Source organism: Tolypothrix bouteillei VB521301 (assembly GCF_000760695.4).
Classification (GTDB): Bacteria; Cyanobacteriota; Cyanobacteriia; order Cyanobacteriales; family Nostocaceae; genus Scytonema; species Scytonema bouteillei_A.
Map to the genome: position 1 here is coordinate 7,735,061 of NZ_JHEG04000001.1, position 13,129 is coordinate 7,748,189.

General features: G+C 41.3%; 9 protein-coding genes. 6 read left to right on the forward strand and 3 right to left on the reverse strand.

The genetic code is table 11. The annotated features are described in order from the left end of the window. Nucleotides 1-196 precede the first annotated feature (196 nt). Both HC643_RS31670 and HC643_RS31675 read right to left on the reverse strand, forming a co-directional pair. Nucleotides 197-1,132: a WecB/TagA/CpsF family glycosyltransferase gene (locus tag HC643_RS31670; protein ID WP_038082394.1), complete on the reverse strand. Its 936-nt coding sequence runs from the start codon at nt 1,130-1,132 to the stop codon at nt 197-199. A gap of 691 nt (nt 1,133-1,823) precedes the next feature. Then, a complete protein-coding gene (locus HC643_RS31675; protein WP_050046635.1) occupies nt 1,824-2,462 on the reverse strand; it encodes a hypothetical protein in 639 nt (212 codons plus the stop codon). Between the two features lie 326 nt (nt 2,463-2,788). On the opposite strand from HC643_RS31675, the gene dacB reads away from it, so the two are divergent. Further along, nucleotides 2,789-4,201, forward strand: a complete 1,413-nt coding sequence (dacB, locus tag HC643_RS31680) for a D-alanyl-D-alanine carboxypeptidase/D-alanyl-D-alanine endopeptidase (protein WP_237265981.1) — start codon at nt 2,789-2,791, stop codon at nt 4,199-4,201. Nucleotides 4,202-4,389: 188 nt separating this feature from the next. After that, nucleotides 4,390-4,761, forward strand: coding sequence for a DUF2237 family protein (locus HC643_RS31685; RefSeq protein ID WP_038082427.1), 372 nt, complete (start codon nt 4,390-4,392; stop codon nt 4,759-4,761). A 315-nt stretch (nt 4,762-5,076) separates the two neighbouring features. Here the strand turns inward: HC643_RS31685 and HC643_RS31690 are convergent, their stop codons facing one another. Next, nucleotides 5,077-6,408, reverse strand: a complete 1,332-nt coding sequence (locus HC643_RS31690; RefSeq protein ID WP_050046634.1) for an NB-ARC domain-containing protein — start codon at nt 6,406-6,408, stop codon at nt 5,077-5,079. 244 nt (nt 6,409-6,652) lie between these two features. On the opposite strand from HC643_RS31690, the gene HC643_RS31695 reads away from it, so the two are divergent. The 4 genes from HC643_RS31695 to HC643_RS31710 all read left to right on the forward strand — a co-directional run bounded on the left by HC643_RS31695 (nt 6,653) and on the right by HC643_RS31710 (nt 13,060). Beyond that, the gene (locus tag HC643_RS31695; protein ID WP_050046633.1) at nt 6,653-7,090 is read left to right on the forward strand and encodes a peptidoglycan-binding domain-containing protein; all 438 of its coding nucleotides are present in this window, start codon (nt 6,653-6,655) and stop codon (nt 7,088-7,090) included. 19 nt (nt 7,091-7,109) lie between these two features. Then, the gene (locus HC643_RS31700) at nt 7,110-7,703 is read left to right on the forward strand and encodes a hypothetical protein (RefSeq protein ID WP_050046632.1); all 594 of its coding nucleotides are present in this window, start codon (nt 7,110-7,112) and stop codon (nt 7,701-7,703) included. A gap of 945 nt (nt 7,704-8,648) precedes the next feature. Continuing rightward, a complete protein-coding gene (locus HC643_RS31705; RefSeq protein WP_038108657.1) occupies nt 8,649-9,218 on the forward strand; it encodes a hypothetical protein in 570 nt (189 codons plus the stop codon). A 1,001-nt stretch (nt 9,219-10,219) separates the two neighbouring features. Continuing rightward, entirely contained in the window at nt 10,220-13,060 is a 2,841-nt protein-coding gene (locus HC643_RS31710; protein WP_167844787.1) for a sialidase family protein, read from the forward strand. The last annotated feature ends 69 nt before the right edge of the window (nt 13,061-13,129 follow it).

The following is a 13,129-nucleotide window of genomic DNA, read 5'->3' on the forward strand; positions in this document are numbered from 1 at the left end:
TTTGTTTGACAATCAACAGCTATTCTAGTTTATTGACTTTGTCAACCGAAAAATTACGGTAGCGCTTAACGATTACTCAAACCTTTGAGGATAGATAAAGATAAAACTTTCCCCCTCATACCAAATGGAAATAAGAAAAGGATAGCTAGTTAGATCGAGTTAAATTTATGAAAGGCTTTCTCAATCCAAAATTTTATTAAATAGATGGGCTACTAGAATACAGTGCAGGCGCAACTGCAACAGGGATCTCCTGCTCTTGATTGCGATTGTTGAAATTTAAGTAAGAGTTACTGACAGGAACAGCAAGTTCTGGATTGAAAGTGTCAATTGATGATAAAAGTTCTACTCGTAGTGGAGTATAAAACTTGCCCAAAGCAACTTGCAGTGCAAAAGCTGGATTCCCAAGCAAATAACGAGCAGCTAAACGTTTTGGTTCGCGACACAAACGATACAACCACTCTAAGCCTAAATCGGCAAGGGTTGATGGGCAATCAGGTATAACGCCTGCAAGTCTGTCAATCACTGCTCCACCAAGCAAAATAGCATTAACATCTAAGCGGAGGCGATGCTCGTAAACCCATTTTTCTTGAACTGGCATTCCCATACCCACTATTAATATGTTGGGCTTTTCACGATTGATTTTTTGAACAACTGTGTGGTTTTGCTGGGGATCTTGCTTGTCGAAATAACCGTGATGTCCGGCAAACTTAGCATTAGGATACTGATTTCTCAGATTTTGCAATGCAGTTTCTAAATATTCAGGTTTGGTTCCAAGGAGAAATACACTCAATCCTTTCTCGTTACATTTCTCCAATAATTTGGGCATCATCAGTGTATAAGAAGCTCGGTACTCCAAAGGCAAGTTTAACCCCATGTAACCAATTGCCTTTAAAATGCCCACGCTGTCACAATTGACTATTTCCGAACTTTGGAGAAAGTTATAATACCAAGGAAGTTGCATCGAAAGATTAAAACTGTGTACGTTGTAATTCGCAACAGTTATTTTTTTGTTAGAAACACATGCCGTATGTATGGCATCCACCAGGGAGGGGATAGTTATACAAGTAATGCGACGCTCTAATAAATAAATATTGAGATTTGGTAATTCTTGAATTTTAGGATTTATTATCATTCTTATGATACCTTTGGTTTTATTAGGTTGTTGGGAGATAAAAGCACTTGAGATAAGGAACCAGACAGGGGATTGAGGGCTAAGAAGTTGGCTCTAAAATGCATACTAGCTTAGCTAATATTGAGATTGCATCATTAGTTACTCGGAAATTGACTATAAATCTACGTGAAAGAAGACTTTAAAAAGCAAGTATTGCCTTCAAAGCATACGATTGCGAACTCCAGTACAGTACTTAAGATTTTTAATTTTTGGTTTAAAAAAATACGTCTTCTCGCAAAAATTACTTATTTTGTTTTTACAAAAAAAATACAAAATTAACTGTAGAATGCATACAACGCTTATTTTTGCGTTGCCATTGTCTGCTATGCAGGTATATTTGCGTCGGTTGATTTTGCATTCAACGTCTTTGATGCTTTTTATCAACGTCTCAATCGAGTGCAATCTTTGTGTATTTTTTCTATCTTTTTTAAGAAAACGATAAAAGAATGATTAAGAATATCCCAAAAAAACACCATGTCTGCTTTTTGTAAGGTTGGCATTCCACAGCGCAGACAACTTATTTCTGAAAAAGTTCCTAAATTTATATAAGAAAAAAAAAGACGCGCTATGGCACGTCTCTACATTACTTTCTCGATAGGAGTTTTGGTTTTATCTCAACCCAATTGAGCTACAGCGTTTCCCAATCCGTTATCTAACTAGTGATTGGCACATTACTAAACGCCCCAGTATCGGGTACAAAAATATCTAGACTGTTAACCCCTTCGGGAATTCGCAACCATACATAAGCATCAGCAGAAGCTTTAGGACGAAGCGAAAACAGAGAAACGCTCCCTGTCGATCGCTTAAAATCTACTCCCTTGTATGTTTCGCTTGTATCGGGGTTTCGAGCTGTTGTGTTAGAAACCCCAATCAGTTCGGCGGGGTTTACACCATCTGTAGCAAGACGACGAATTCGCATTTGTACGTTGACTACATCTCGATTTCCAGTTTCCGGATCTTTAATCCGCTTGACTGACAGTAACTCCACCTGTGCTTTATTCCCAAAAGCAGGCTGTAGGTATTGACCGGGTTGAATGGTAGCAGATGCAGTGGTTTTTGATTCTGCTTTTGCAGTGGGAGATGGAGATGGAGTTGCTTCTGGCGGGGGCGCAGTTGTTGGAGACGAATTGCTAGTTGTTTGAGTTGAAGTTGTTTGGCTGGTTGTTGTGGTATCTCTAGCATTCGTACTGACAGTTTGTTGCAGCGTGAACACTTGGTAAGCTGCATAACCACTGCATAATAAAGCCAAGGTTGAAAGTAAAACAGCTACAGTAGACAAAAATGTACTCACACCACTACCTCTACTTAATGCTTCAAAATAGGGAAAAACACAGACTTCTTAACTTTGTAATGGGGTGAAAATGTTTGTTTGACTGTTCGCATATCGATTCTGAGGGATCGGCTTGTTTCCTAAGTAATCATACAGAGCCGCATTACATTTATAGAAAAAGTCAATTCTATAGCAATCAAACTTATCAATAACATTTATGCTATCGGTAGTCTTGCGAGAAATGGAGTTGGCTGCTATCTTGACTCAATAAGCTAATAAGGATAAAGAATGATTCTAAAAAAAATTCTACTCGTTGTTTACTGCTGCTGATTGGTATCCAACTAGGTTTGTTTGGAAAACCTGCTAACCCACAAACACAAGTTCCGCCGACTGAAAAGACTGCACAATCAATTTGCCCCGTTCAACTGCCATCAGCTATCAATGCTGTTCTCGATCGCCCCCTTCTGCTTCGCTCTCGCTGGGGTGTTCTCGTACAAACTCTATCTTCCACGCAAACTCTTTACAGTCGGGATGCCCAAAAATATTTTACTCCCGCTTCTGTTGCCAAACTTCTCACAACAGCCGCCGTACTGCAGCAACTGGGTCAGGATTTTCGCTTTCGTACATCTATATACAGCGATCGCGATGGCGTTTTGCGTGTTGTTGGCAGGGGAGACCCCAGTTTAACCGATGCTCAGCTTACCATCCTAGCAAAGCAGTTGCAGGAAAAGGGTATCCGAGATATTAGACTTTTGATTGCTGATGATAATTATATTCAAGGAGATATTGTTCATCCCTCTTGGCAATGGGAAGATATACAGTCTGACTATGGAGCGCCTGTTAATAGCTTCATCTTAAATCAAAACGTGTTTGGTTTAAAGCTCCAACCGCAAACCGTTGGCAAACCTTTAGGTGTTATCTGGACTGACACTGATGAGGAAAAACAGTGGCGCGTAGTCAATCTGTCAGTCACAACAGCAGAAAATCAACCCTCCTTTATTAATATCACCCGTGACTTCAAAGGCTCAATCTTACACATTCAAGGGCAATTGCCAGTCAACTCCGAACCAGCATCAGTTAATTTACCTGCGATCGACCCTACAGAATACTTCTTGCGCCGCTTTCGGAGTGTTTTAAAAACTGAGGAGATTGGCGTTGCACAAACATTTGTGTCTCCTTTTAGCAGACAATACGGTCAAGAACTAGCGGGTGTGGATTCTCCGCCTCTATCAGAATTGTTAATCGAGACCAATACCAACAGCAATAATCTTTTTGCTGAGTCCTTACTGAGGGCGTTAGCTATCAAAAAACCGCCTTCTCTGAACCAAGCAACCGCTGATACGGGATTAGAATTAATGAAAGCGACCTTAACCCAGCTAGGAGTCGATCCAACAGGTTATTCCCTAGTCGATGGTTCTGGATTATCTCGTAAAAACCTGATCAGCCCAGAAACTTTAGTCCAAACTTTACAAGCAATGGCAAAATCTCCCGCTGGCGCAGTTTACCGAGCATCTTTACCCGTTGCAGGTAGAAGTGGGACTCTTAAAAATCGCTTTCTCAAAACACCTGCAGAGGGAATTGTACAAGCAAAAACAGGTACGATGACAGGTGTTGTTTCCCTGGCTGGATATGTGAATGCACCTAACTACAACCCTGTTGTTTTCAGTATTATGGTGAATCAGACAGAACAACCTGCAAGAGTGATTCGCCAAGCAATGGATGAAATTGTGGTGATGTTAGCTCGGTTACAGCGGTGTTAAGCCACTGTCAGCTTTGAAGCATTTAATTTTCTTATGTTGACCGAGGGGGAGAGGGGGGAGTCAGAGAGACGGGGAAAGCTAGCTGCTTCTCCAAGGTATAGGTTGGGCTGGGAATGCAGCAGTAACGGGTATTATGTTAGCGTGGTTATTGATTTATGAAACCAGAACAAAGGATTAAGCTTAACGTTATGACAGAAGCTAGAAATGTTCTTGGACAACAGCTGGAAATCTGCTGTACTTCTCCCATGACTGGTTATTATCGGGATGGTAAATGTAATACAGGGGGAGGTGATTTTGGCGCACACGTTGTGTGTGCTCAAGTCACAGAAGAGTTTTTGGCATTCACTAAGTCTAGAGGTAACGATTTGAGCACTGCTGTTCCCGCATTTAATTTTCCCGGTTTAAAACCAGGAGATAGATGGTGTTTGTGTGCATCTCGGTGGAAGGAGGCTCTAGACGCAGGAGTTGCACCACCCATAGTTTTATCAGCAACTCACGCATCTGCTTTAGAATACGTTTCTCTGGAGGAATTGAAGCAGCACGCCGCTGATTTAAAGTAACGCAGTACCAACAGATTTTTATGCAACTGTGCCAAAGACAGAATTGGCACAAATTTTAAATTGCAATCTCTCTAAAAACTCTTTGTTAACTTCAGTCTAACTTATCCTTCTTCGCCCACAGAAGTGGTGTTGTGTATGGAAACTAAAAACATAAAGACCTAAAAACAATCCTTCATTATAAGCATTGTTTTGAAGGGTAAAAAATTATAGGGTTGAAAAGTGTAGGACAAATTGTGTTCCATAGTTGGATTTATCAATCATCGGTCATCGGTCAGTGATAAAGGCGCAAAGAGCACAGAGAGAAAAGATATAGTTTCATACTGCAATTAAGCGAGTATGGGCTAAATTTTGTTTCTTCTGATAAGCTTGACGAATAGTTACATCAATATCTATGTGTTGAGTAATTTTCTCAGCCACATATTCCATCCACATGGGTTGCAAGGTGTAGCATCCAGATTGTTTCTCTATGAGAGACCGCCAATTTAATCCTTCTAGTGCTTCTAACAAATCGGCTGTGGAGACTGGGGGTACAATTTGTGAGCGGAGTTGTGCGATCGCTGTCCAGCCTTGATTAATGGCAAGCCAGTACATAATGTTTTGCTCTAACTTAGAAAGGCGGTAAAACTGCCGATCTAGCAAACGACGAATTCCATTAAACACTATCACATTCTGCTGAAAGAATGCTTTAACATCGCCGTCAAATAGTTCTAGGATTGAACTGGTAACAATTTTTAAGGCTTTAGGGTTATGGCTGTAGAGAGAGCATAATTGTTGCTGTTGAATTTCAGTTGCTGTAAGTCCTTTAGCTTTGATGACAGCCATTGCCACTTCTTTGGAACCATTTAACTTTAAAGAACGTGTTGTCAAGAAATCTCCTGCAATGGCGTCTACTAGGGCTGGCTTTTCTCGACTGGTCAAAATTAAACAACTTTGATGTTGCGTCTCTCCTACAATTTGGAGTAACTCATTATATCTCTCATAACTGGGAAGGTAATTGCCAGCACGACCCGCTTCTAATATTATTTCCCAATTGTCAATGACTATTAAACAACGAGAGGTACGCAGGTAATGTTTGAGCCGTCCTAAATCGGGTGTATTTTCTTGTTGGTTTGAAAGGAAAGATACTAGCTCTGCGATCGTGGTGTCACATGATGGAGCATGGGATAGGGAAAGCCATTTGACATAATCGTATTCGTGCTGTACTTGTTTGGCAAACTTAAGAGCAAATGCGGTTTTGCCAATTCCGCCCATCCCCAGAATTGCTACTAAACGAGAGTGTTCTTTTACAACCCACTGATAGAGTTGTGTCAGTTCTTCATTCCGACCTACGAACGTAGAAATATCCATTGCTTCGCCCCAATCAACAGCGTTACGTTCAGCTGGGCGAGTGTAGTCGGCTTTTTCTAATTCTAAACTAAAGGCTCGAAAGCAGTATTCCAGGGAAAGTTTATCGACTGCTTCGGTGCGTCCCATAATTCGAGAAATGGTATGTAATGATAAACCCGTGCGATCGCTCAGTTCTTCATACGTGTAGCGACTACCATTGTTATCGCGGAACTCACTGGAGCGTTTGACGGTTTGAAGTTTGTCCCAACCAGTAGTTGAAAGGATAACACCACGCTTGCGAACAGATTTTGAAATTAACATAGACGACTAGAGCAAAAGTATTTCCAAGGGTTTAGGACAACGAGTGGTTTCTCGTTCTCAATTGAATATTCGCTTGAGGAAAGGTCTGTTGTGGGTGAAGAAGGTTAAGTTAGCTGTTAAGTTAGAGAAAACTTAAGAATAGAGTTTTCCTTATCTTTTACTTTAAGTTATCTATCTTCACCCACAAATACCCTGGTTGAGGAGAAACTCAAATTATTAAGCTTGCAATTTGAGACCTCTAAAGATGATTAATTATAAAAATTCTGAAATCCGCAGCATTTTGAATGGTTTGGGTTACAGAAGCCAGGTCCATACTAACGATCCTGATTTTCCCATTTCTCAGGATGAGTCAGAATTAACTGATGAGCCGACACGAAAGGCGATTATGAAATTTCAAGTAGATTGCGATCTTAGAGTGGATGGTGTTGTGAATTCACAAACAATTGCGAAAATGCAGGAAGAAATTAACACTCTCCACTACAAGTTGAATCAGGTTGTGGGAACAAAGATCCCTCTCAATCAACCATTTTACGGACGCCAAACTATTAATGCAGTTCAGCAGTTTCAAAGAAGGTACATCATTACAATTGATGGTCTTGCTAGTTTTCCAGTTCGTGAGGAACTTTTTGAATCTTTACAAGATAATATGCAGGATATCACAGCAGAGTCTGTAATGATTTAAGCATTTATAAGGTAGAACTATGAAAGCAATCTTGAAAAGCGTATTTTTAACTGGTTTGGTGATGACAGGTATTGCAAGCACATCTTTATGTGCTGTTAAGCCTGTAGTTGCTCAAGAGGAAGGGGGTTATGAACTCATAGCACCTACAGGCGTTGTTATTAAAGGGGTAAGTACTGGCGATCGCCCTGTCTATCTAGATGCCAATCGGAGCTACGAATATCACTTACGAGTTCCCAGAGGTACATATTTTGGCAATACTTATATCCCTGCTGGTGCAGTTATTGAAGGAAAGTTTGAGCCTACTCGTGGAGGTTTGCGCTATGTAGCGAATTCAGTCAGCTTTGATGATATGACTTACGGGCTTAACGCATCTTCCGATCTCATTGAAGGGTATGGCAGTACTAGCAGGAATGCCGTTGCTAAAGATACAGGAATTGGGGCTGCAACTGGGGTTGCAATAGATGAGTTATTTGGTCACCACTTATCTTTGGGCCATATTTTAGGTGGTGCTGCGGCTGGTGCTGCTGTAGGGGCTGCAACTTCTTCTTCATCCCATCAAGTTGTTACTATTTCGCCTGATAGGATTATTACTCTATATAATTCTGGTAGTTAAGTTTTTGCGTCAGTTTTACCCCACCACCCTCTCCTAAAAAAACTACGGTGTACACCCAAGTCTTTTAAAGTGCATTAAAAGTGGTTTCGATCCTCCCTAACCCCCCTAAAAAAAGGGGGAACTCCATTTAGATGCAAAGTGTAAGAAAAAGAAACCCACTGTTTGTCCAATAACGGGTTTCTAAGGATTTGTCAATTTTCATATTGTCATTTAAAAGTCATGCAGATATAGCAATCCTAAATCATTTGGAAAAAATTTGGATTGCTAATAGCTAATGGCTAATGGCTAATAGCTAATGGCTTTTTGACCATTAGCTATTAGCCCTTTAGGTATCTCAGGAGCACAGACGCTATGTGCCTTGCACACGCTCCGCGATGTCTTTTTGCTATGCCCGTAAGGGCTATACGGGTTCGCCAGTCCCCAGGGCGAGGGAAACCCGCCTACAGCACTGGACTCACCGCCTGCTTTCTCTGGTCTCACCATTAGCAGTTTTCACTCTTATTTTTATATTTCATTTAGGACTGCTATATCGAGTTGGTATTTTGAAGAGATAGTGTATTGTGTAAATCTAATCTATAAGTATTGTCTTGGTTGGTTGGAATTTTTAACAGTCAAGATAAACCAGTGAAGACGTAAGTTAGAAAGCTTCAATATAGCAATCTTACATTTATAGAATAAGAAAAATTGATACTCCAAGATATCGTGTTGATGATGACAAATATTTTACATCTGTTAGAGAGTCTACCGACCCATTTAGAGTTTCTGCTGTTTTAGACATAAATCTTTCCAAGTTCTTGACATTTACTGCCTACAGTGAAATCAACAGAAGAGATTTGCAAGGTTAAATGCTTTTATATATTACCTTGCTCATCAACATTAAAGAGCTAATTGAGTTCTTTCATGAAAAATTATTAGGTTTAACATTCATACAGAGGAGCCAAGATTATGTATTTCTCCACCTACCTACCTGCACAAACAACAGTAACAGCTGCTGAAGTACGTACACAAATGCCAGTGGCTTCTGCACCTGGGTTTACAGTTGCTCAGTCTCAGCCAGTACAACAAAATCCTGGCGCTAAAAAACTGGGGTTGACGGGTGATTACATTGGGGTTGGTATTAACCCTGGTGTAACGAGTGGCGGACATAGTGATGATAAATCAGACTTAGGAGGTGATGTTACTGCACGTATTGCCATACCAAAGACACAATTATCAGTACGTCCTTCTGCGATTATCAGTCGCCACAGTGCAGATCTTGTCCCAACTGTTACTTACGATCTGCCCGTTGCTAAAAATACTAACGTATTTGGTGGTGGTGGCTATTCTTTTGTTACAGACGAGGGTAGAGATACTCCATTGGGAAATAAAAATGCTCCAATCATTACTGGTGGTGTAGAAACTAAAATCAGCAAAAATGTGAATGCTTATGCCAGTACTGATTTGGCTTTTGATGCTTACCGCAACAGTTCTACAGATGCGCTGGGCTTTCAAGTAGGCGTTGGTTATAACTTTTAACTGGCTGGGATTTACGCAACCTCAACTGTTTTTTGAGGATTTTATGCGTTCTAAATTCTTCCAAACCTTACCAAGAGGGGCTACGCGTAAATCCCAGTCACCAAAAAATGGACGTTCTATCACAGTTGTGCGTGCATAATCTCTCCACCTCGTTCTAAGGACAATTACGTTTGGCAGCTTTGCTCCTTCAGCAGTTTCAGCAAATAAGCTTGCATAACGGAGTGTTGATACAAACTAACACGAACCACCATAATACCAATTTAATATGAAGCTGCATACAATTAGCCTGCGTATAGCCCTTACGGGCATAGCCTGCGGCATCGCGTAGCGTGCGCTTTGCGCTTAGGCAGGCTTTATTTGTATAGCCGAGGCAGCGCGTTGCCCAGAGCAGCGCCGTGCCCAGAGAAGTTGCGGCTTGGGGGTTTCCACGTCAGATGCTTCACTTGGGCAAAGACGACAGGTGCTTCAACGGAGGTTTCCTGCGTTGAAGCGCCTGCCGTCCACTCTTCTAGAGTGAGGGCAATAATGTGCAACTTCACATAGAATTGGTATAAGAGCACAATGCCTTGCGTTTAACAACTCAAATGACAACTACAAAAAATAGAAATTTTATTATAGTTATACGTGCATAATATCTCCCACCTTGCATCTTGAGTACGAGAGGCGGAGCCTCTCTTCAGGCATTCCCAGATAGAGCCTGGGAACGAGAGATGCGAAGTTTAGGGAACCAGGGCATTACGCCTTCATGCTCAAGCACAAAAGGTTAGAGACTAGTTTCAGCCATTTTCACTTGATGCGATACAAATAGCCATCAGTTCACCGAATATATAGTAATATCGAAATTCTTACGTATTGAGAGTGCTGGATTATTTGGAAATAACATATTAGCGATCGCGATTTGCATTAAATATTTTTGTTGACAAATTGTATCCAATCAACCTGGTATGATTGAGGATGTTTACGGTCAATCACTTGGCTGTACCTTATACCAATCCTGACGTATGTTCTCTCCTCAGAACAAACGTAGGGCTGCACCTACCGCCCTACTTAGTATTTTTATTGTCTTATCGATCGCACCTGCGATTGCTGAATCCTCTTTCATTACAGTCGCACCAGATACGACTAACCAAAACAAGTTAATTAACAATGCGATCGCTGATTTAGCTGGGATACCTGCAAGAAAAGCGATCGCTACTGAGGACAAGAAAGCGCCTGTTCCAGGGACAAGATTTCCAGCACACTCTAACCAACAGCTTTTGAGGATTTTACAAAGAGCAGGATTTGGAATTTTCTCAGATAATATGAGAAGTAAAATGCTTCTGGCAACTGTTTTCTTAGCTTTACCTATAGAAAACACAGCAGATGGAGCCATAGAGCAAACAATTGAAAGCACGAGCAGCCCCAAGCAGAAGAATCTCTTTTCTTGGCGAAATGTCAGGCTCAACGGCATGGGGTATATTTCTGGTATGTCTATTTCTCCAGTTGCCCCACACGATGTCTATATCAGAGCAGATATAGGAGGCGCGTACCGCTACGATCGAAAGAATGAAAAGTGGATTCCCTTGATGGATATGTTCTCTTCAAGCTTCTCAGGGGGATCTGTTGGTGTTGAAAGTATAGCTGCCGATCCGGTCAACCCGTCTCGAGTTTATGCTGTTGTCAAATCAATATCAGGTGTTAGCAACAACGGAAGTAAAAAAGTTAATACTTATGCAGGGGAGGTTTTAGTTTCAAATGATAGGGGTAAAACGTGGAATCCAACTAGCTTTGTTAAACACGGTATTTATGTTGGTCCAAACGATGATTACCGTAATGAAACAGGAGAACGGTTAGCGATCGATCCTAATAATCCTAACATTATTTATTTTGCTTCCCGCAAACACGGATTGTGGAGAAAAGAAAAACAGAATGATTGGACAAATCTTAAGGGAGGTCTACCCGCTCCTGGTTCTTTATCTGTAGCTGCAACCAATATTGAAAAAAGCTCATGTACTTCCGAGCGTTCAACTTCTACCAGTACTGAAAATAAAAAGAAAGAAAAACAAGAGAAGCCCGGTCCTGGCTTTACCTTCGTCGTTTTTGATAAGACAACAGGTAAACCAGGAAATTTAACACCGACTCTGTACGTTGGTATTCACGGTAGTGGTGTTTGGCAAAGTAAAAATGCCGGGAAATCCTGGAGAAATATTGGGGGTCGTCAAGATCCATTACGTGCCGCAGTTGCTTCTGATGGAACGCTTTACGTTAATTATGGAACTTATGGCGAGAATAACAAAACTGGTGGTATAGCAAAATTTCAAAATGGAAGATGCTGGGATATTACGCCCGATACAAAAAACAGAGTTTACGCAGCTATTAGCGTGCAAAGAGATCGCCCTACGGTGGCTATGGCTATATCAGATCGGATGGTTTATCGAACAAAGGACGGTGGAAAATCCTGGCAGCGCATTGAGATGGCTATGGGAAGTAAAGACCCTAATTTTCCAGATGCCCCTGTTAATTCATCAGCGCCTGAATACTTCTTATCCTATGCCAGTGAAGGAGCAGCATCCATCGTTATAGATCCCTCTAATCCACAAAAAGTTTGGTGGACAAATGGCTGGGGAGTTGCACGCACAGACAATGCAGATAGTGAAAAGCCAGTGTATAGTTGGGTACAAGAAAATTTGAACGAGCTGGCTGCTACAATGGTAAGGGTACCGCCAAAAGCACTGTCAGACGGCGGAGCAGAACTAGTCATTGCATCTCAGGATACGATCGGGTTTCGGGTATCCTCTCGCAACCAAGTTCCTAAAAACAAGATTAATCCTGTGGGAATTCCTGTCAACCCAGCTACAAAATCTTGGGCTAATCCTAACTGGGATGTCTATCCAATACCATTTCCTCATGTAGCAACCGGAACAAGTTTAGACTACGCTTACACCAAACCCAATTACATGGCGGTAGTAGGGTTTCATAATTGGCAAGGATTTTGGCCAATTCATGGGTATTCTTCCGATAATGGAAAGACTTGGAAAGCTTTTGAATCATTTCCTGTTGGGAAAGATTCCTCAAGTGAATATGCTTCCGGAGGTCAGATTGCTATCTCACCTACCAATCCACTTAATATGGTGTGGGCACCTACATGGGGACCCAGTACACATTATACGATGGATGGTGGGAAAACATGGAAACCTGCCTTGACGAATAACGGAGAACCTTTACCTAATTCTTGGGGGAATAGGATTCATCCATATGTAAGTTCCTACATCGTTACAGCTGACAAAGCTGATTCTGAAGGAAAAACATTTTATTACTTTGATGGAACTGCATTTTACTATAGTAAAGATGGTGGTACAATCTGGACTAAAAGCAAGGCTGGAGATTTCCCCAGCTTGATTTTGCGCCCCATTATTCTCTCTAATCCACTTAAGCCAGGAGATGTTTGGCTCAGCTTTCAACGCAATCCAGAAGATATACAACGCAATCCTCTGTATCGATCTATTGATGGAGGTCAAACTTTTAGTAAGGTTAAATCTGTCGATTCTAGCGAGCTCGTTGCTTTTGGTAAAGGAGACAACAATATTCCTGCTATCTACCTGTTTGGACGCGTGAATGGAGCACAGAAAGATACTCTGTATAAATCAGAAGATATGGGAAAAACTTGGAAAGCTATTAGCGATCCTCAGACACTCCAATTTCCAGCAGCTTATTGGATGGAAGGCGATATGCGCCAGAAGAATATTATTTATGTCGCTACTATCGGTCGTGGCGTTATGGTTGGTGAACTTCAGTATTCTCAAACTTTCAATGTCTTCACATTTACCAAAAGTGTAGTTGATAATATAATGAAGCTTTTCTAGATTTTGTATAATTGGACGGGCGAGAACGCCCATTCTACAAGAATCTGATTGATGCACAGTAAAAACATT

Excerpts from the sequence above, each read along its gene's own strand:
- HC643_RS31670 (WP_038082394.1), bottom strand. The coding sequence starts at position 1,132 with ATGATAATAAATCCTAAAATTCAAGAATTACCAAATCTCAATATTTAT.
- HC643_RS31685 (WP_038082427.1), top strand. The coding sequence starts at position 4,390 with ATGACAGAAGCTAGAAATGTTCTTGGACAACAGCTGGAAATCTGCTGT.
- HC643_RS31690 (WP_050046634.1), bottom strand. The coding sequence starts at position 6,408 with ATGTTAATTTCAAAATCTGTTCGCAAGCGTGGTGTTATCCTTTCAACT.
- HC643_RS31695 (WP_050046633.1), top strand. The coding sequence starts at position 6,653 with ATGATTAATTATAAAAATTCTGAAATCCGCAGCATTTTGAATGGTTTG.
- HC643_RS31700 (WP_050046632.1), top strand. The coding sequence starts at position 7,110 with ATGAAAGCAATCTTGAAAAGCGTATTTTTAACTGGTTTGGTGATGACA.
- HC643_RS31705 (WP_038108657.1), top strand. The coding sequence starts at position 8,649 with ATGTATTTCTCCACCTACCTACCTGCACAAACAACAGTAACAGCTGCT.
- HC643_RS31710 (WP_167844787.1), top strand. The coding sequence starts at position 10,220 with ATGTTCTCTCCTCAGAACAAACGTAGGGCTGCACCTACCGCCCTACTT.